16 protein-coding genes are annotated in these 18,653 nt (G+C 62.6%); 9 read left to right on the top strand and 7 right to left on the bottom strand.

The features are described from left to right. The first annotated feature begins 180 nt into the window (after positions 1-180). Positions 181-1,950, top strand: coding sequence for an adenylate/guanylate cyclase domain-containing protein (locus LGH82_RS16070; protein ID WP_227349395.1), 1,770 nt, complete (start codon positions 181-183; stop codon positions 1,948-1,950). Between the two features lie 118 nt (positions 1,951-2,068). Beyond that, positions 2,069-6,298: a cytochrome P450 gene (locus LGH82_RS16065; RefSeq protein WP_227349394.1), complete on the top strand. Its 4,230-nt coding sequence runs from the start codon at positions 2,069-2,071 to the stop codon at positions 6,296-6,298. 30 nt (positions 6,299-6,328) lie between these two features. Here LGH82_RS16065 and LGH82_RS16060 read toward each other — a convergent pair whose 3' ends face one another. The 5 genes from LGH82_RS16060 to LGH82_RS16040 all read right to left on the bottom strand — a co-directional run bounded on the left by LGH82_RS16060 (position 6,329) and on the right by LGH82_RS16040 (position 11,298). Then, positions 6,329-7,015 carry a Crp/Fnr family transcriptional regulator gene (locus tag LGH82_RS16060; protein WP_227349393.1) on the bottom strand — a complete coding sequence of 229 codons (687 nt, stop codon included), beginning with the start codon at positions 7,013-7,015 and terminating at the stop codon, positions 6,329-6,331. Positions 7,016-7,843: 828 nt separating this feature from the next. After that, the gene (locus LGH82_RS16055; RefSeq protein ID WP_227349392.1) at positions 7,844-8,686 is read right to left on the bottom strand and encodes a transporter substrate-binding domain-containing protein; all 843 of its coding nucleotides are present in this window, start codon (positions 8,684-8,686) and stop codon (positions 7,844-7,846) included. 158 nt (positions 8,687-8,844) lie between these two features. Beyond that, the gene (locus LGH82_RS16050; RefSeq protein WP_413771454.1) at positions 8,845-9,750 is read right to left on the bottom strand and encodes a polysaccharide deacetylase family protein; all 906 of its coding nucleotides are present in this window, start codon (positions 9,748-9,750) and stop codon (positions 8,845-8,847) included. Then, positions 9,747-10,508: an SDR family NAD(P)-dependent oxidoreductase gene (locus LGH82_RS16045; RefSeq protein WP_227349391.1), complete on the bottom strand. Its 762-nt coding sequence runs from the start codon at positions 10,506-10,508 to the stop codon at positions 9,747-9,749. Before LGH82_RS16045 ends, LGH82_RS16050 begins: the two co-directional genes overlap by 4 nt. Before the next feature lies 1 nt (position 10,509). Then, positions 10,510-11,298, bottom strand: coding sequence for an IclR family transcriptional regulator (locus LGH82_RS16040; protein ID WP_227349390.1), 789 nt, complete (start codon positions 11,296-11,298; stop codon positions 10,510-10,512). Between the two features lie 82 nt (positions 11,299-11,380). Here LGH82_RS16040 and LGH82_RS16035 point away from each other — a divergent pair, with 82 nt between their 5' ends. Genes LGH82_RS16035 through LGH82_RS16015 form a run of 5 tightly spaced genes read left to right on the top strand, consistent with a single transcriptional unit; the run spans position 11,381 to position 15,605 of the window. Then, positions 11,381-12,130 carry an SDR family NAD(P)-dependent oxidoreductase gene (locus LGH82_RS16035; protein WP_227349389.1) on the top strand — a complete coding sequence of 250 codons (750 nt, stop codon included), beginning with the start codon at positions 11,381-11,383 and terminating at the stop codon, positions 12,128-12,130. 41 nt (positions 12,131-12,171) lie between these two features. Next, entirely contained in the window at positions 12,172-12,888 is a 717-nt protein-coding gene (locus LGH82_RS16030; protein WP_227349388.1) for an ABC transporter permease, read from the top strand. Beyond that, positions 12,888-13,613, top strand: a complete 726-nt coding sequence (locus tag LGH82_RS16025) for an ABC transporter permease (RefSeq protein WP_227349387.1) — start codon at positions 12,888-12,890, stop codon at positions 13,611-13,613. The genes LGH82_RS16030 and LGH82_RS16025 overlap by 1 nt, the downstream gene beginning before the upstream one ends. After that, positions 13,606-14,382 (top strand): ABC transporter ATP-binding protein, encoded by a 777-nt coding sequence (locus LGH82_RS16020; protein WP_227349386.1) that lies wholly within the window; start codon positions 13,606-13,608, stop codon positions 14,380-14,382. Before LGH82_RS16025 ends, LGH82_RS16020 begins: the two co-directional genes overlap by 8 nt. Before the next feature lie 59 nt (positions 14,383-14,441). After that, the gene (locus LGH82_RS16015) at positions 14,442-15,605 is read left to right on the top strand and encodes a M20 family metallopeptidase (protein ID WP_227349385.1); all 1,164 of its coding nucleotides are present in this window, start codon (positions 14,442-14,444) and stop codon (positions 15,603-15,605) included. Positions 15,606-15,674: 69 nt separating this feature from the next. Here LGH82_RS16015 and LGH82_RS16010 read toward each other — a convergent pair whose 3' ends face one another. After that, positions 15,675-16,112: an Lrp/AsnC family transcriptional regulator gene (locus tag LGH82_RS16010; RefSeq protein ID WP_227349384.1), complete on the bottom strand. Its 438-nt coding sequence runs from the start codon at positions 16,110-16,112 to the stop codon at positions 15,675-15,677. A 131-nt stretch (positions 16,113-16,243) separates the two neighbouring features. Between LGH82_RS16010 and rocF the strand changes: the two genes are divergently transcribed. Next, positions 16,244-17,164: an arginase gene (gene rocF, locus LGH82_RS16005; protein ID WP_227349383.1), complete on the top strand. Its 921-nt coding sequence runs from the start codon at positions 16,244-16,246 to the stop codon at positions 17,162-17,164. A 3-nt stretch (positions 17,165-17,167) separates the two neighbouring features. Further along, a complete protein-coding gene (locus LGH82_RS16000) occupies positions 17,168-18,214 on the top strand; it encodes an ornithine cyclodeaminase (RefSeq protein WP_227349382.1) in 1,047 nt (348 codons plus the stop codon). A 102-nt stretch (positions 18,215-18,316) separates the two neighbouring features. On the opposite strand, the gene LGH82_RS15995 is transcribed toward LGH82_RS16000, so the two are convergent. Continuing rightward, positions 18,317-18,646 carry an L-rhamnose mutarotase gene (locus tag LGH82_RS15995; protein WP_227349381.1) on the bottom strand — a complete coding sequence of 110 codons (330 nt, stop codon included), beginning with the start codon at positions 18,644-18,646 and terminating at the stop codon, positions 18,317-18,319. Positions 18,647-18,653: the final 7 nt, after the last annotated feature.

Raw genomic sequence — 18,653 nt, 5'->3', positions numbered from 1 at the left:
AGGGTGCGGATCATGGTGGAGCTTTTGCGAGGACCCTGCTACACCTCGAAGCCTGACAGGAGGGCAACGGCGGGCCAATCCTGCAGAGGTGGTGATCTTCCGATGGAAGCGGCGGACTGCGTTCCGCCGCGGGGCTTGCTAGCGATGGACGAGAGCCAGAAGGGGCGACTAGGCTCAGGCATGGCTGAGCGGCATTACACGCGTCAGTTGGCGACGATCATTTCGATCGACGCGGTGGAATTCTCGCGCCTGATGGGCATCGACGACGAATCCGCCGTTGCCGCATTCGAGGCCAGGCGGGACATCATCGTCGATCGCTGTGGCGCATTTGGCGGGCGCACCTTCGGCGAAGCCGGCGACAGCATCATGGCCGAGTTCGGCAATCCGATCGAAGCCTTGCGCGCGGCTTTCGATTTCCAGGAGCGGATCCGCGCACTCAATGCATCCGTCGACAAACACATGCGCATGCCCTTTCGCGCCGGCATCAACACCGGCGATGTCATCGTCCGCGAGGGGCGGCTCTACGGCGACGACGTCAACATCGCCGCCAGAATCCAGGAATTCGCACCGCATGACGGTCTCGCCGTTTCGGAGACGACCTGGCACCATGTGAAGGACAAGACCGCGGCCGAGTTCACCGATCTCGGCGAATTCACGCTGAAGAATATCGTGCTGCCGGTGCGCGTCCTCATCGCCGGCCGCAACGGAAACGGCGCGTCTCCCATCGCCCCGGCCGTTCCCCAGAATACCCAGCAGAGGTTCTCCAAAGGCCCGCCGGCGATAGCCGTCCTGCCCTTCAGGGGCGAGGGCAGTGAGCGCGACATCGGCTACATGGCCGATGGTATTGCCGAGGACATCATCTACGGCCTTTCCAACACCAGATGGCTCTCGGTCATCGCCAAGAGCTCCAGCTTCCAGTTTCGCGACGATACGCTGGGCACGCGGGTGATCGGCAACGCGCTGGGCGCGCGTTACGTCGTCAGCGGCACGTTGATACGCAACAACGGGAAGATCCGTCTGGACACGTCGCTTGCCGATGCATCCAACGGCCGATTGGTCTGGTCGCAACGGTTCGACCGCGATCTGGTTGATATCTTCAAGTTGCGCGACCAGATTGGCAGCGAGATCGTCTCGATACTGGACAAGGAAGTAGACCGGGCCGAGCAGGTGCGGACGTTCCAGGTGCCGTGGGAAAGCCTGGAGAGCTGGCAACTGGTGCGGCGCGGCCGCTGGCACATGAACCGGCGCACGCGCGGCGATACGGAAATGGCGCTGGAGTTCTTCGAGAAGGCCTATCAGGAAGATCCGAATTCGAGCACCGTCCTGAATGAACTGGCATGGTGGTATTTCTGGCGGGCATGGCTGCATTTCGGCGACAGCGACGATCTGGACAAGGTCGAGCGATACGCCCGCAAGGCCTTGCTGATGGATAGCCAGGATCCGCGCCCGCATGCCCACCTTGGCGTCATCGAGATCATGAGGGGGAAGCCCGGGGCCGCTATCGACCACCTGGAGGAAGCAATCCACATCAATCCGAGCTTTGCCTTCGCGCGGTCGGCAATGGGCAGCGCGCGTTTGCTGGAAGGCGACGCCGCGGGCGCGATACCGTTCTTTCTCGATGCCGAGCGACTGAGCCCCTTCGACCTCTATCGGTTCCACAATCTTGGCGAACTGGCCTCCGCCTACAATTTCGTCGAAGACTGGCCATCCGCGATCGCCACCGCCGAGCGCTCGCTCAATCTGTCACCCGGCTATTTCTATGCCAGGTTCGTGAAGGTTGGCGCCTTGGCGAGAAGCGGCCGGCATGATGACGCCAAGCGGGAACTGGCCATCTTCATGACACGGCATCCCGATTTCTCCGAGCAGCGGGTTCGCTGGATACCGTTCGCGGACAAGGCGGCGAACGAGTTTCTCATCGCCAATGTCGAACTGGCCAAATCAACCGCATGATCGAGGTGGCGGAGTCCCGGGAACTGTGAGAAATTTCACATACGCGGAACCGTTGCAAACCTAGGGCTTGGGGAGTCGGCATCGCAATGACGTGGATAGCCGGGGGGCTTGAACGCGCATGATCAGGATCAAATATTTCGCGGCCATTCGCGCGGCCCAGAAAAGCCAGCGTCCGCTGTCGCAAATGCCGCCATTCGACATCGAACGGCTTCGTTCAAAGGGTCTTGCGGCGCGCATCGCCGGCTTCTTCCTCAACGATCCTCGCTGGCTCCTGGCGCTTTTGCGCAGGTTCTGGCCCAACCTTGCCATAGGCAATTTCCTGCTCGTCACCAGGAATGCCGACGTCCGCGACATATTGGAGCGCGGCGACGAATTCGAGACGCCTTACGGGCCGGAGATGACCGAGCTCGCGCGGGGATCGAACTTCATCCTCGGCATGCAGGATGGCGCCGCCTACCGGCGAATGAAATCATCGGTGCTGAGCGCCTTCCCCCCGGCGGAGGTCGAAGCCATCGTCAGGCCGATTGCCGCGCACCAATCGCGCGAAATCATGGCTGGCGCCACGCCCGGTTTCGATGCGGTCGCCGATCTGATGAAGATCGTGCCGGTGCGGATCTGCCGCGATTACTTCGGCCTCGAGATTGACGACGAGACCGAGTTCGCGAACTGGTCCTTGGGCTTGAGTGCGTTGTTCTTCTCCGATCCGACCGCGAACCCGACCACGCGCCAGTTGGCCGTGGTGGCCGGGGATCGGTTGATCAAGGTCATCGACCGTTCCATCGCGGCGATCCGGGACAAGGGGGCGAAGGATGAGAAGCCTCTGCCCAGGCTGGTCGCCTTGCTCGATCAGGGGCGCCTGTCATTGCCCGATCTTCATTCGATCATGCTGGGCATGATCACCGGCTTTGTCCCGACCAATCTGCTTGCCGGCAGCAATTGCCTCGACGTCATCCTGTCCCGGCCGGACGCGCGACAGGCTATCGATGCGGCGCTCGCCGATGATGACACCGACATGCTGGACAAGGCCATTCGGGAAGCCATGCGGTTCAAGCCGATCTGGGTTGGTCCGTGGCGCTACACCAGCCGCGATACAACCATCGCCAGGGGAACGCGGCGCGAGCGCGTGGTGAAGGCGGGAACAGTGGTCATGCCGGCAACGCTGTCTGCGATGTTCGATCCCGATGCCGTACAGAACCCGAATGTCTTCGATATCGCGCGTCCGGATCGCGATTACATGGTCTTTGGACATGGCATTCATCTGTGCATAGGCGCTGAAATCGCCAGGATCCAGATCGGCGAAAGTCTGCGCGCCCTGTTCCAGAAGCCGAACCTGCGCCGCTCCCCCGGCAAGGCCGGACGACTGACGAACTTTGGCGCCTATCCGGACAGCCTCGAGGTCGATTTCGATCGAGCAGCCCTTTGCCGGACGGTCGACCAGTCGATGGTGACGGTGGTCTGCCCGATCGCTCGGAGCGCATCGTTGGATGACGTCAATCGTCGGGTCGGCCAGCTCGGCAACCCGGCCGACGAAGAGATCCGCGCCGAGCTGAACGCAGCCGGCATCATTCATTTCACCAGCCTGGCTGTTGTCCCCGCGGACGAGGCGAACGATGGGTCGGGCCGTCAGGCAGGGGCCCTTGTTCTCGAGATTTCCGGCGACGGCAGCACCGATGACGTCATCAATGCCGTGACGCAGGCCATCGGACATCGGCTACGGCCGATTTTCAAGGATGCCTGCGACCTGCGAGATGGCGCGCCGCTGCACGACTTCCTGCGCAAGCACAATGTCGATATCTCGCCCTCGTTCGGCAGTAATGCCGGGCTGGTGTTTTCGGGTACGCCGGGGCATTCGGTCCAGCGTATCCTGGCTGAAGCCGAACTCGCCGACTCCATTCGCGCCATTGTCGAGAAGCCTCGCCCCGCCAGCGTCAGTGCCGCCGCCGTGCTTGAGGAAGCCCGCCGGCATGTCCGGTCGTCGGGAAAATTCGCATGGGCGTTCGAGCCGGCTGAAAGCCTGCTCGAAGACCCGCCCGGAAAGTGGTGGCAAGCCATAACCACGACGCTGCTGGCGCCGCCAATGCTTGCCGCCGTCTTCGTGATCGTGCTCGTCTTTACATGGGCGATCTACGTGCACGTGTTCGGCGATCCGGCCGGCATCACTTTGGGCACCGTCATCATTGCCGGCGTTGCGCTACTGTTGGCCGTGCTCGGGCTTCTGGCTTTGACGGCGCTCTTCCTCGGGGTTTGTTTCCTTGCCTTGAGGCGGCTCGAAAACAGCGACCGTCCTGACAACACCGCGATCGACCTCATCGCCCTGAACAAGATCCTCGCCCACGAGGATCACTTCGCCCAGAACCATTTGACGGCGATCTCGACCATGAAGCCTGGAACCTTGCGGTGGCTGGCGCTCAGGTTTTCGTTCTACCTTATCTCCATCTCGGCCAAGAAAGTCTTCAAGCCGGGGTTCCTCGCCAACATCAACACCATCCACTTCGCCCGCTGGGTGCTGGTGCCTGGCACCAACAAGCTTGTGTTCTTTTCCAACTACGGCGGCAGCTGGGAAAGCTACCTCGAGGATTTCATCGCCAAGGCGGCCGCCGGCCTGACCGGCGTGTGGAGCAACACTCTAGGGTATCCGCGGACCCGCTGGCTGTTTCTCGATGGCGCGCGCGACGCTGATCGTTTCAAGCGCTGGGCGCGGCGGCAGCAGGTGCCGACCCTGTTCTGGTATTCGGCCTATCACGATCTCAACACGGTCCGTATCCGCGCCAATTCCCAGATAAGGCGAGGTATCGCCGGCGCAGCCGGCAGCGAAGCGCGTGACTGGCTGGGCCTGTTCGGATCCTTGCCGCGCCCGCACACGGAGCCAGCCGGGGCGGCGATCAGCCTCTTCACGCCTGCTCCGCCAGCCGTGGAGCAATTGGAAACCGGTGAGATCCAGTCCATTTTCTTTGGTCCGTTCGGCTCGCTGGGCCATGCCCATATGCTGGGCATCGCCGTTCCCGACAATCTCTCCAGCGTCAGCCGCAAAGCCTGGCTGGAATTTGTCGTTGAGAAAACGAGTTTCGGCGATGGCGTCCCGTCGGCGCGCGCCATGACGGTGGCGTTCGGCCCCAATGGCCTCAAGCACCTGGGCTTGGACGGCGGCGTCGATGCCGATCCCCTCGATTCATTTCCGGCTGCGTTTCGCCACGGCATGGGCAACCCTAAGCGCAGTCGCATTCTCAATGATCTCGGCGACAGCGCGCCAGAGAAATGGGAATGGGGCTCGCATGAGAAGCCAGTGGACCTGGCGGTCGTTTGCTACGCTGAAAGCCAGGAGCTGCTGCAAGCCGAGATCGCTGCCATCAAGCAAAGGGTCGTGGCTGCGGGCATGACAGTGGTTGCGCAACTGCCTTTGATGGTAATACGCGACGGCAAGAAGTCGCTCGAGCATTTCGGCTTTGTCGACGGAGTTTCGCAGCCGATCGTCATCGGAACCACGCGCGCCAAAGCCGGCACCGCGCCGATGCATCTGGTGGCGCCGGGCGAGTTTCTGTTCGGCTATCGCGATGAACATGGCTTCTATCCGGCATCGCCTTGGGTCCAGGCGTCACAAGATCGCGACGGCATCCTCCCGGCGGTGCGCCACAACCGCATCATCCCCGGTCAGCCGCCATCACCTCACGATTTCGGTCGCAACGGCACCTTCATTGTGTTGCGCCAACTCGAGCAGCACGTCGACGCCTTCCATGACTATTGCAAGACCGCGGCCACGCAGGCGGCAAGTGATACCCACAACCCGGCTATTACGCCGCGCTGGGTTGCCGCCAAGATGCTTGGCCGCTGGCCCGATGGCAGTTCGCTGGTGCGCAATCCCGACGGTCGCCCGGGACGCAGCGTCGACAATGACTACGCCTTTGGCGTCGAGGATCCGCAAGGGCATCGCTGTCCGCTGGGTGCCCATGTCCGTCGGTCCAATCCGCGCGATTCACTGGGCGAAGACCATGAGACGCAGATCCAGATCGGCAAGCGCCACCGGATCATCCGCGTGGGTCGCAGCTATGAGAAGCAGGACAAGAAGGGCGACGCGGTCGAGAAGGGCCTGCTCTTCATGTGCCTGAACGCCGACATCGAGCGCCAATACGAATTCATCCAGCAGACCTGGGTGTCGTCGGCCTCGTTCCAGGGCCTCGTCGACGAAAGGGACCCGATGATTGGCAAGCATCGCGGCGGCAGTTTCACCATCCCGTCATGGGAAAAGGTCACCGTGCTGAAAGGCATTCCGAAATTCATCACCACGCGGGGAGGCGGATATTTCTTCATGCCGAGCCGGTCCGCGCTGCGCTATCTTATTTCGCGGCTCTGAGCGGCCCAAATTTCGATGAGCCGTCCTTCGTCAGTCGTCGTCCCGCGACTCGGCCAAGTGGCGAAGAGCTCCAGCTTCGACTATGCGCAACCCACCGCGCTTGATGTCGATGATCTGCCTTGTGCGCCAGTCGTTGAGCGTCTTGTTGACGGACTCGCGCGTTGCGCCGAGGAATTCGCCGAGTTCCGACTGCGAGATCGGTATCCAGCCTTCTGCATCCGCCATGACGCCGGCAAGGAAGATCAGTCGCTTCGCCAGCCTGGCCTCGATGCCGAAAAAGGCCTGGTCCCCGAGCTCGCCGCTGACCCAGCGCAGTCTCGTGCACAGCAGTTCGATCATGGCGCGCGCCAATGGCGGGTTCCTCTCGATACGATCAAAGAGCTGCGTCCGGCTGAGCGAGACCAGCCCGCAAGCAGTGAGGCAGATCGCGGTCGCCGTGCGCGGGCGTCCGTCGAGCGCGCCGATCTCTCCGACCAGGCTGCGCGACAATTCAATGTTGGCCACTAGTTTCTGGCCGCCCGGCGAGTAGATCGATATCTCCACCGTGCCGCTCATCACGCCGTATATACGGTCGGCGGCGTCTTCCTGGACGAACAGATGCTGGCCTGCGGCATAGCGTTCGACCTTGCAGCCGTTGAACAGGAGATCGAACAGGCTCGGATCGATCCGGGCAAGGCGCGGCAGGTCATTGCCGTCGTTTGCGTTCGCAGTGGGCATAGTCACGTCCCGTTTTCAAAGAGACTAGCTGCTCTCTGGAATGTTACCGGTATCGAAGGCCGCTTTCGTGCTAATATAGCAGCACGATTTGGGAGGGTCGTCCACACAAGTAGAGCTTTGGGGCGCTGGCGAGCCAATTTTCGCATCGGGCAATTGTTCGGAAATCGCATCACCGCTTGTGAACCACATCACAGATCGAAGCGACAAACAGAGTGATTGTTCGCATCGACCGAAGCAGCATACCTCAATCGGGGGATGTTGTTTCGGACGGAAGTGTAAGGGTTGGGCATCACCGTCGATCTCGACGGTGCGGGTAAAAGGGGTAGGGCGAGTGGCTAATCAAAAATTCAATCTCAGGAAGGAACAGGACGGGACTTGGACTGTGTTCGAGACCGCCACGGGCGAGCCTGCATCGACGAAGAGCGCAACCGGCCTCACTGTCTGGCAGGCCGGAGATTTGGCGGTCCTCCTGAATCTTCTGGATGTCAGGCGGGGGGATATTCCCATACCGCCGTATGCCTATCCTCACGGAGATTCGGCGGTTCGATCTCAAAAGGCAGACTGATTGGACGGTCCTGCAGGGAGATTGCCCGTCCTTTCGGACGGCGATTTCTCCCTTGGGTGGGCCATCTGGCATCAATGCATGTCGCCCAAAAGTGATCTCGGCTTTGGGAGAACGACGTGCATAAAAACAAAAGATCCAAAAGCGCGTCGCATGAATCGGTTTCGACGCGGCGCGCTTTGGTCGCCGAGTTGGTTGGGCTATCCGGGCTGGCTGATAAATTGGAGCGCGGTGCAACGTAAGCACTTGCACCGCCGCCCTAGGTCTTATTTCTGCGGGCTCAAATCCATCGCGAACCACTTTTCGGAGATTTTGGCCAACGTACCGTCAACGCGCATTTCCTCGACGGCCTTGTCGAGGATTGCCTTGAGCTCAGGCTCTTCCTTGCGGATGCCCAGGCAGACATTGGTGGCCATGATGCCGCCCGTCAGCAACGGGCCGCTGGCCTTCAACGCGCCATTGCTGCCCTTGGCGCGATCATTGACGAACACGACATTGTCGAACTGCGCATCGATGCGGCCGCCCTCGAGATCGAGGTGGCTCTGTTCGGCTGATTTGTAGGTCCGGACTTCGACGGCGCCGGCAAAGTTCTCCTCGACGAACTGCAACTGGCTCGTGGACAGCGAGGCGCCAAGCGTCTTGCCCTTCAGTGCTTCCTTGAGGTCGGCCACGGCCTTCTGGCCTTCCGGCGTATCGGTCGACAATCTTTCCCCCGTGTGGGGCAGGTTGGCGAGCGGGCCATCGGCGGGCACGAGGAACGTGTTGGGCGTAATGACGTAGGGATCGGAGAAGTCGATGACCTTGCGGCGCTCGGGGTTGGGTCCCATGGTCAGAACCACGTCGAACTTTCCGGCCAGCAGCGACGGAATCTGGCTATCCCAATCCTGCACCACGATCTTGCAATCAAGTGCGGCGCGTTTGCAGACTTCCTTCATGACGTCGAGATCGAGCCCTTCGACCTCGCCGCTCGCGTTCACGGAGTTGAAGGGCGGGAAGGCGCCTTCGACGCCAACGGTAACCGATTTCCAGTCCTTTGCCGTGGCGACGCCGCCCAGCAGAGGCAATGCAATGATGGCAAGCGCGGCTGCCAGCGATGATCTTGAGGCCATTGTTTTCTCTTTTTCGTTCCCAGGTTGAAGTCGGACCCCGGTCGCCTGGAGAGGAGCACCGGGAAGCTCAACACCAACCTTGATATGGCTTTCCGCGCCTGAAAAGCAGAATCATGTTCACATACATGAACCTGGTTCAGCTTTCTGCTATTTGTTCGTCAGGCGCGGCTTGCTTTGACATGGCGAACGACATCCGCGTGGGTGGCGAACCAGACCTTGCCGCGGTTCCGTATGTGGGCGATCAGCGCCTCGACGATCCAGATCCGCGAGCGATGGCCGATAATGTCGGGATGCATGGTCAGCTGGAAAATACCGCCCTCGTCGAAAGCGGCGTCGAACTCGGCGATGAAGATCTTCAGGATGTCGTGTGGCGCGATCTGCGGCCGCAGCCCACCCCAGCGATCCATGACCAGATAGGCGGCATCGTCGCGGATCCATTCCACCGGCAGTTCGATGACGCCGCTGGGCTTGCCGTCGAGCAGAAGCTCGTAGCAATCGACGTCGGCCATCAGCGACGAGTCGTAGAGCAGCCCCATGTCGGCGGTGATGCGCAATGTGTTGTCGCTGAAATCCCACGAGGGGGTGCGAATGCCGACAGGGCGCACGCCGGTGATCTGTTCGAGCGTGTCGGCCGCGCGCATTTGCAGGTCGCGTTCCGTTTGTGCATCCAGCAAGGTGTTGCGCTCGTGGATCCAGCCATGCAGCCCGATCTCGTGACCGCCCGCGATCAGCTCCCGCTGTTCGTCGGGATAGTGGATCGCCGAAACGGCGGGGACGAAGAAGGTCGCCGGAATGCTCTCGCGGGCTAGCAGGCGGCGGATCCGCGGAATGCCTTGCCGGGGGCCGAACTGGCCCTGCGACAGAGCCGAGATCGAGCGGCCGCCATCGCGCAGTTCGAACGTGTCGTGGTCGGAATCGAACGACAGCGCCACGGCGCAGGCGCCACCCTCCGGCCAGCTTTCGGGTTTCAGGCTCCGCCCGGCACGGGCGCGGTTCATGATCGTCTGCAACCGTTCTTCGGGCCAGGTCCAGGTCGGGATAAGGGTTTCGTTCGTGCTGCTCACAGGGTTGGCCCTCCGCTGACGGACAAGGTCTGGCCGGCAATCCAGCTGGCCAAGGGCGAAGCCAGGAACAGCACGGCGTTGGAAATATCCTCGGGCAATCCGATCCGCCGCAGCGGGATGGAATTGATCATCGCCTGCTGCCCGTCTTCGCCATAGGACGCCCATTGCCGCTCATAGTCGGGGCTGGTGCGCAGGAAGCCGGGGGCAACCGCATTGACGTTGATTCCGAACGGTCCCAGTTCATGAGCCAGCTGCCGTGTCAGGCTGATGAGGGCGGCCTTGGCGCTGGCATAGGCCTGGATGCCGGTCAGGCTGACGCCCAGGCCCGCACCGCTGGATATGTGGACGATCTTGCCGCTGCGCTTGCGCTTCATGGCTGGGACCACCGCCTTCGCGACTAGGAAGGCGCCGCGGACATTGACGTCGTAGATGCGATCCCAGTCACGCGCGGAAACGTCTTCTACGGGCTTGCGGGCCTGGCCGAGGACACCGCCGGCGACATGCACGAAGATGTCGAAGCCGTTGTCGCCCACGACCGCCGCGATGTCGGTTTCGTCGGTGACATCCAGCCGTTCGCCGGCTAACGAGCCGCCGCGCGCGGGCCTTGCCTCGCTGAGCAAAGGCTTCAGCGCGTCTTCATTGATGTCGGTGGCAATCACGGCCGCGCCATTGGCGGCAAAGCTCTCGCAGATCGAACGCCCGATGCCGCGCGCGGCACCGGTCACCAGCACGCGCTGTCCCTCGAAATGAATATCCATATTATTGATCTTTCGTCGTTTCCTTGTAGCCGAGCCTGTGGCTGAGCTCGGCCGCGTTCCTGATCATCGCGGCAATCATGCGATCGCGGCAGGCGTCGAAGCGGGGCGATATGGTGGCGATGTTGAGGGCCGCGACCACTTCGCCGGTGGCGTCGCGGACGGGCGCCGCCACGCCCGATCCGCCGGTTATGGCCTCCTGGTCGCTGATGGCATAGCCATTGTCGCGGGCGGCCTCGATGATCCTGCGGATCTGCACGCGATCAATCACGGTGTGGTCGGTGATCTGCACGATGCGTTCGCGTGCCAGATAGGCCGCCACCTTGTCGGGTCGCCAATGCGAAAGCAGCACCCGCCCCATCGCCGTGCAAAAGGCGGGGTCGGAGCCGGTCAGGTCGGAATCGAAGCGGATCGCCCGATGGCTGGCGCTCTTGGCCAGCAGCTTGACGCGGCCATCCTTGCGGCGCGCGCCGAGAAAGACGGTCTCGCCCTCGGCGTCGCGCAACGCATCCATCAGCGGCTGTGCGGTGGCTATGAGCTGCGCTTCGTCGCCGCTCGACCACCCCGGCCCGTTTCGGAAAGCATCGTGGATCCGGTAGGCGTCCGCCTCGTCGCGCAGGACATAGGCGCGCGACACCAGCGTCGCCAGAAGATTGAACGTGCTGCTCTTGGGATAGCCAAGCTCGGCGACGATCGTCTTCAGCGACAACGCCTTTGGAGAGCGGGCCAGAAGCTCCAGGATTTCCAGAACCCGTACCGCGGATTTGACGTCAGAGTCACCAGTTTTGTTCATATATGTGAACCATATTCCTATTGAAGAATATCGGTGGAGCCATACCATGCTGAGAAGACGTTGAAAAGGAGCAGTTTCGAGAATGCAGTCACAACACAAGACGGCCATTGTCACCGGCGCGGCGCGCGGTATCGGCAAGGCCTGCGCGCTGGATCTGGCTCGCTCGGGCTACAACATCGCCCTCGTCGACCTGCTCGAAAACGAGTTGAAAACGACGGCCGGCGAGATCGCGGCACTTGGCGTCAAGGCCGAGACTTTCGTCGCGGATGTGGCCAGCCACCAGCGGGCCGGCGAGGTCGTCAGCGAGGTGATTGCCCGTTTCGGACGCGTCGATTTCCTGTTGAACAATGCCGGCCGGTCCTCGCCGCAAGGAATCCTGGACATCACCGAGGACGAGTTCGACCGGGTAATCGCCATCAATCTCAAGAGCTGCTTCAACTATATCCAACACACGGCGCCGCACATGCTGAAGCAGGGTGGAGGGCGCATCGTGTCGATGTCGTCGCTCAACGCGCTTTCGGGCGGCGTCACGGCGGCGGTCAGCCGCTTCGCCTATGCCGCCGCCAAGGCCGGCATTCTCGGCATGACGCGGGCGCTCGCGAAGGAACTGGGCCCCATCATCGCCATCAACGCGATCTGCCCCGGCGTCATTCGCACCGAGATCGATACGAATGTGACGGAGCGTGCCGACGAGGTCATCAAGGGCATTGCGCTTGGGCGGCTTGGATGCGCCGACGACGTGGCGCGCCTGGTGACCTTTCTTGCGACGTCGCAGCCCTGCTTCATGACCGGGCAGACGCTGACGGTTGACGGTTTCCAGTTCAACGTATGAGGTCAGGCCGGTCACGGGCCGGGATGACGGGATAGCGGCACATGGAATTTCTGGATCTGGTTGGCTTCGGGCCTGAAGGGTGGGGCAAGGCCCTGCTCCTGGCCGCGCTGGTGACGATCATGGTGGCGATGGCGGGCTTCGCGCTCGGCATCGTCATCGGTGGCCTGATCGCGTGGGCAAAACTTGCCGGCGGCACGGCCGCGCGCATCCTTGCCGATGTCTATACGACGGTGCTGCGCGGCGTTCCCGATCTTCTGGTCATCTATCTGTTCTATTTCGGCGGAAGCCTGCTTTTGTCGGCGCTTTTCCGGCTTTGGAGCGACGGCGGCTTTGTCGGCATCCCGCCTTTCATCGCCGGCGCCACGGCCATCGGCGTCGTTTCCGGCGCCTATCAGGCCGAAGTGTTCCGTGGCGCCTTTCGCAGCCTTTCGACAGGCGAGATCGAGGCCGGCAAGGCAGTTGGCATGCATCGCCTGCTCCTGTTTCGCCGCATCATCGCGCCTCAGGTCGCGCGCCACGCCATACCCGGCATCGGCAATGTCTGGCAGATGACCTTGAAGGAATCGGCTCTGGTGTCGGTGACCGGGCTGGTCGAGATCCTCCGGCAGGCGCAGATCGCCGCCGGTTCCACGCGCAAGCCGTTCGAGTTCTACCTCATCGCCGCCGTCCTGTTCTTGGTCATCACCTGGCTTTCGCAACGCGTCTTCGACTGGCTCGAAAAACGGGCCTCGCGAAGCATGGGGCGGGAGGCGGCGTGATGGACCTGCTCTTCATCCGCGACAGTTTCGTCGAACTACTGGCTGGCGTGCCGCTGACGCTGCAATTGACGATCATCGCCTTTTCGATCGGCGTGGTCTTTGCCGTTCTCCTGGCCTTGATGCGCATGTCCGGCATCCGGGGCATGGATTGGGTGGCGCGTGCCTACGTCTTCCTATTTCGCGGCACGCCGCTCCTGGTGCAGATATTCCTGATCTACTACGGCCTTGGGCAATTTCGCCCGACATTGCAAAGCCTTGGCCTGTGGCAATTCTTCCGCGAGCCCTACTGGTGCGCGATCCTGGCGCTGTCGCTCAACACCGCCGCCTATGGCAGCGAAATCCTGCGCGGCGCCTTGCGATCGGTCCCCTCGCGCGAGGTCGAGGCGGCGCGCGCGTGTGGTATGTCCGGGCTACTGCTCTACCGGCGCATCATCCTGCCGATCGCGCTGCGCCAGGCGCTGCCTGCCTATGGCAACGAACTGATCCTGATGGTCAAGGCGACCTCGCTGGCCTCGATCATCACGATGATGGACGTAACCGGCATCGCCGCGCGCCTGATCTCCTCCAGCTATCGTCCGGTGGAAGTCTTCATCGCCGCCGGCGCGATCTATCTCATCATCAATTTTCTCCTGACGCGGCTGGTCGGCCTGCTCGATTGGTGGCTGACGCCGCACCTGCGCGCGCCGCCGGCGTCATCGAACACAATGGAGAAGGTCAATGTCTGACCAGACAGCCCTTTCAGTGCGCAACCTGCGCAAGCGTTTTGGCCCGCTCGAAGTGCTGAAGGATATTTCGTTCGATGCCAAAAAGGGCGAGGTGATCGCGATCCTCGGATCGTCGGGCTCCGGCAAGAGTACGCTGCTGCGCTGCATCAACCTGCTGGAGATGCCAAGCGCCGGTGAAATCGTGGTTGGCGGCGAGGTTGTGAAGCTCAAGCCGCAGCGCGACGGGCTTGCCGTCGTCGACCGCCGCCAGGTCGATGCGCTGCGCGCGCGTGTCGCCATGGTTTTCCAGAGCTTCAATCTCTGGTCGCACATGACCGTCCTGGAGAATCTGATCGAAGGGCCGATCCATGTCCAGGGGCGGCCGCGCCGCGAGTGTGTCGCCGAGGCGGAAGCGCTGCTGGCAAAGGTCGGTATCGCCGACAAGCGCGACGCATATCCCGCGCATCTGTCCGGCGGCCAGCAACAGCGCGCGGCAATCGCACGCGCGCTGGCGATGAAGCCCGAACTCATGCTGTTCGATGAGCCGACATCCGCGCTCGATCCCGAACGGGTGGGGGAAGTGCTCAAGGTGATGCGCGCCTTGGCGGACGAGGGCCGCACCATGGTGATCGTCACCCACGAGATGGCGTTCGCGCGCGATGTCGCAAGCCGGGTGATCTTCCTGCACGAGGGCATGATCGAAGAGGATGGTCCGGCCAGGGAGGTGTTCGAGAGCCCGAAATCGGCCCGGTTCCAGAAGTTCATCTCCACGAATCGCGACGATGTCTGAACCGCTGGGAATGCGCAATCACGCCTGACTCACTTCGACACGAAGAGAAGACCGCTCCCATGACGACCGACAAGTCCCAAGCCATTTCCGCCTGGCTCGATGAGCAGGCGCCCGCGATGCTGACCCTGCTTGGCGAGCTGGTCGATATCGATTCCGGTTCCCATGACAAGGTCGGCGTCGACCGGGCCGGCGCGCGGCTGGCCCGGTTTTATGCCGAGCATTCGATCTGCGTGACGACGATCCCCGTAGCTGATTTCGGTGACATCCTGCGCGCCGAAACCGGCCCGGTGAGCCACAATTCCGGTCGTCGCAATTATCTTCTGATGGGCCATCGCGACACGGTGTTTGGCAAGGGTGAGGCGGCGCGTCGCCCGTTCAGCACCCGTGACGGCCGCGCCTATGGCCCGGGTGTCGCGGACATGAAGGGCGGCCTTGTCATGAACGCCTTCGTCATGGCTGCGCTGAAGCGGTTTGCCCCCGAAATTCCCGCGATCTCCTTGATGACCGGCGACGAGGAGATCGGCTCGGCGACAGCACGCCCCACTATCGAGGCGGAAGCGAAATGCGCCGTCGCTGTCTTCAATTCCGAACCCGGCCGCGTCAGCGGCAACATCGTCACCGGTCGCAAGGGCGGCTTCAGCTATCGCTTCGACATTACCGGTAAGGCCGCGCATTCCGGTGTCAATTTCACCGAAGGCGCGTCAGCCATTGCCGAGCTTGCACACAAGATCAACGCCTTGCACGCGCTGACGCGGGTCGACGACGGCATGACGCTGAATGTCGGCCTTGTCGGCGGCGGCGTGTCGGTCAACACCGTCGCGCCAACGGCCAGTGGCGAAGTGGATGTGCGGTTCGTCACCAATGCCCAGCGCGACGCCTTGATCGAGGCGATCGATGCCATCATGGCAAATTCGTCCGTAGCGGGGACAAGCACGAAAGCCGTCCGCGACAGCGACTTCTTCCCGCTCGTCCCGACGCCACGGAGCGCGGAATTGACCAGGCGTTATCTCGAGATCGCAAGAAGCATCGGCCTCGATATTGCCGGTGAGTTCACCGGCGGCTGTGCCGATTCCGGTTTCGCCGCAAGTGCCGGCGCGCCGACGATTTGCGGCGTAGGTCCGGTCGGCGGCAAGGCTCATACGGAAGAAGAGTACATCGAAATCACCACCCTTGCGCAGCGCGCGCGGGTGGCGGCGCTTACCATTTGCGCCATGGTGCAATAGCGAAGGCCGATTCGATCGGAGCGGGATCGAGATTGATCAGCGCCACCTGTTCGATCCAGTCAGTCACCCTCAAAGACGGGCTTTCGTGCTGCGCGGCGTGGCCAACAGCAGGTTTGTCTCGCTGCCTGTGATCCCGGGCACCAGCCGGATCCGCCGCAGTACCGCGTCCAACTCGGTCAGGGTTGCTGTGTTCAGCTCCACCACCAGGTCCCAGCGGCCATTGGTGGTGTGGATCGTGGCGACCTCTGGAAACCCGCCAAGCGTGCGGATCACGCGATCGGCGGCATGCCCTTCGATCTCAATCATCATGATGCCCCTGACGGCGGGGCCGATGGATTCCGCGCGCAGGATCACCGTGTAGCCGATGATCTCGCCGGATTGTTCCAGGCGCTCCATTCGTGCGCGTGCGGTCGCCCGCGACACGCCAAGGTCCGCCGCAAGATCGGAGATGCTTCGCCGTGCGCTATGGCGCAGAAGCATGATGAGCTTTTCGTCCAGGGAATCCATGCTTGTCCAATATGGCAGCCTGATCTGTCAAAATGATAAATACTTCTGCTGCTTTTGCCAATCGGTACTATTCATTCCGCCGGGCAGATGCGGTTCAACCCTATTCGACGTTGCAGACGGAGAGTGGCGGAATGAATTGCAATATATTGGGCGCGCCGGTGCAGGACGGCACTGGCCGGATGGGCTGCGAAATGGGCCCGAGTGCCTTGCGGACGGCGGGGCTGGTCGGTGCGCTGAGGGAGCTCGGCCATGCGGTTGCCGATCTCGGCACCATCGCGCCGGCGCCGATGCGCCCGCTCACCCATGGCAATCTGGCGCTGAAGGCGCTGCCGGAGATTTCAGCCTGGACGGCAGGGATCGCCGACGCCGCCTATGCCGCCAGCGCCGATGCCATGCCGATCTTCCTCGGCGGCGACCACAGCATTTCGGCTGGGACCCTTTCGGGGATTGCCCGCCGCGCTGCCCAGGTCGGCCGGCCCCTGTTTGTACTGTGGCTCGATGCGCACCCGGATTTCCACACGCTCGACACGACGGCCAGCGGCAATCTGCATGGCGTGCCGCTTGCGTACGCCAGCGGCCAGCCCGGCTTCCACGGCTATTTCCCCGACCTGCCGGAGCGAGTCGACCCCGCCCGCATCTGCACATTGGGTCTCCGCAGCGTCGACCCGGCCGAGCGGCAGGCGCTGCGCGCCGCGGGCGTCACCGTGCACGACATGCGCGCCATCGACGAACATGGCATCGCGCCGCTCCTGCGGGCTTTCCTGGAACGGGTGACGGCCGAAAACGGCCTTCTGCATGTCAGTCTCGACGTCGACTTCCTCGATCCGTCCATCGCGCCGGCGGTCGGCACGACCGTGCCGGGCGGCGCGACGTTCCGCGAGGCGCATCTGGTCATGGAAATGCTCTCGGACAGCGGCCTGGTCAGCAGTCTCGACCTCGTCGAGCTCAATCCTTTTCTCGATGAGCGCGGCCGCACCGCCACGCTGATGGTCGACCTGACGGCAAGCCTGATGGGCCGCCGCATCATGGACCGGCCGACCAGGAGCTTTTGACCGATGACCGCCAGACTGAACATCGTCCCCTTCGTCAGCGTCGACCACATGATGAAGCTGGTGCTTGCCATCGGCGTCGACCGATTCCTCACCGATCTCGCTGGCTATATCGAAGAGGACTTTCGCCGCTGGGCGCTGTTCGACAAGACGCCGCGCGTCGCCTCGCACAGCATCGACGGCGTCATCGAACTGATGCCGACAAGCGATGGCCGGCTTTACGGCTTCAAATACGTCAACGGCCATCCCAAAAATACGCGTGACGGTCGCCAGACGGTCACCGCCTTCGGCGTTCTCGCCGATGTCGGCAACGGCTATCCGATGCTGCTTTCGGAGATGACCATCCTGACCGCCTTGCGCACCGCCGCCACGTCAGCCGTCGCCGCCAAGTACCTGGCGCCCAAGGGCGCGGACTGCATGGCCATCATCGGCAACGGCGCCCAGTCGGAGTTCCAGGCGCTGGCCTTCAAGGCGCTGCTCGGCGTCAACAAGCTGCGCCTCTACGACATCGACCCGGCGGCCACGCGCAAATGCGCTGACAATCTGGCGGGGCTGGGGTTTGAGATCACCTCCTGTTCCTCGGCGCATGCCGCCGTTGAGGGAGCGCAGATCATCACCACGGTGACGGCCGACAAGCAGTATGCGACCATCCTCACCGACAACATGGTGGGCAGCGGCGTCCACATCAATGCGGTCGGCGGCGATTGCCCCGGCAAGACCGAACTGCATCGTGACATCCTGCTGCGCTCGCAGATTTTCGTCGAGTACACGCCGCAGACGCGCATCGAAGGCGAGATACAGCAACTCGATCTGGATCATGCCGTCGTCGAATTGTGGGAGGTGATGGCGGGAACGGCCCAAGGGCGCGTCAACAACCAGGCGGTGACGCTGTTTGATTCCGTCGGCTTCGCCACCGAGGATTTCTCGGCGCTGCGCTACGTTCGCGACCAGCTTGCCCGTACCGGTCTCTACGAGGAGCTTGACCTGCTCGCCGATCCCGACGAGCCGCGCGACCTCTTCGGCATGCTGTTGCGCGCCGCGAAGCACGATTGAGATCGTATGCCGGCTTACGATTCTATAATTCCGACGAGGTGACGCCCGGTAACGCGCTGACAAGGCCATCTGCGCCTTGCCCTCGCTTCCGGGCGGAATCGCTCAGGCGTGGAAGAACACCGGCTCCATCCGTGCCCACCATTCCCCGGGCGCCCGCGTCTCGAGCGGCTGCTGCAGCGGATCGCAGATTGTCCACCATTCCTGCATGGCCGGGTTCTGCTTCATCAATTCCATGTCCGCGTCGAAATCCCCGCCCACATATTCCCAGGTGGCGAACAGCAGGTTTTCAGGCTCGCGCAGGAAGATCGAATAGTTGCGGATGTTCGCCGCCGTGATCGCCGCCAGCACCTCCGGCCACACCGCCGCGTGAAGTTCCTTGTAGTGCGCGATCACCTCCGGCTTCAGTCCGATGCAAAGGCCCATGCGGGTCATTCTCAAG

Source organism: Mesorhizobium sp. PAMC28654 (assembly GCF_020616515.1).
Lineage (GTDB): Bacteria > Pseudomonadota > Alphaproteobacteria > Rhizobiales > Rhizobiaceae > Mesorhizobium.
This window is presented reverse-complemented; position numbering and strand designations above follow the sequence as displayed.

Bases quoted from the DNA above. Each gene is read 5' to 3' on its own strand.
- LGH82_RS16065 (WP_227349394.1), top strand. From the start codon at position 2,069: ATGATCAGGATCAAATATTTCGCGGCCATTCGCGCGGCCCAGAAAAGC.
- LGH82_RS16000 (WP_227349382.1), top strand. From the start codon at position 17,168: ATGACCGCCAGACTGAACATCGTCCCCTTCGTCAGCGTCGACCACATG.
- LGH82_RS16055 (WP_227349392.1), bottom strand. From the start codon at position 8,686: ATGGCCTCAAGATCATCGCTGGCAGCCGCGCTTGCCATCATTGCATTG.
- LGH82_RS16030 (WP_227349388.1), top strand. From the start codon at position 12,172: ATGGAATTTCTGGATCTGGTTGGCTTCGGGCCTGAAGGGTGGGGCAAG.
- LGH82_RS16070 (WP_227349395.1), top strand. From the start codon at position 181: ATGGCTGAGCGGCATTACACGCGTCAGTTGGCGACGATCATTTCGATC.
- LGH82_RS16025 (WP_227349387.1), top strand. From the start codon at position 12,888: ATGGACCTGCTCTTCATCCGCGACAGTTTCGTCGAACTACTGGCTGGC.
- LGH82_RS16010 (WP_227349384.1), bottom strand. From the start codon at position 16,112: ATGGATTCCCTGGACGAAAAGCTCATCATGCTTCTGCGCCATAGCGCA.
- LGH82_RS16060 (WP_227349393.1), bottom strand. From the start codon at position 7,015: ATGCCCACTGCGAACGCAAACGACGGCAATGACCTGCCGCGCCTTGCC.
- LGH82_RS16035 (WP_227349389.1), top strand. From the start codon at position 11,381: ATGCAGTCACAACACAAGACGGCCATTGTCACCGGCGCGGCGCGCGGT.
- LGH82_RS16040 (WP_227349390.1), bottom strand. From the start codon at position 11,298: ATGAACAAAACTGGTGACTCTGACGTCAAATCCGCGGTACGGGTTCTG.
- LGH82_RS16015 (WP_227349385.1), top strand. From the start codon at position 14,442: ATGACGACCGACAAGTCCCAAGCCATTTCCGCCTGGCTCGATGAGCAG.
- rocF (WP_227349383.1), top strand. From the start codon at position 16,244: ATGAATTGCAATATATTGGGCGCGCCGGTGCAGGACGGCACTGGCCGG.
- LGH82_RS16045 (WP_227349391.1), bottom strand. From the start codon at position 10,508: ATGGATATTCATTTCGAGGGACAGCGCGTGCTGGTGACCGGTGCCGCG.
- LGH82_RS16020 (WP_227349386.1), top strand. From the start codon at position 13,606: ATGTCTGACCAGACAGCCCTTTCAGTGCGCAACCTGCGCAAGCGTTTT.
- LGH82_RS15995 (WP_227349381.1), bottom strand. From the start codon at position 18,646: ATGACCCGCATGGGCCTTTGCATCGGACTGAAGCCGGAGGTGATCGCG.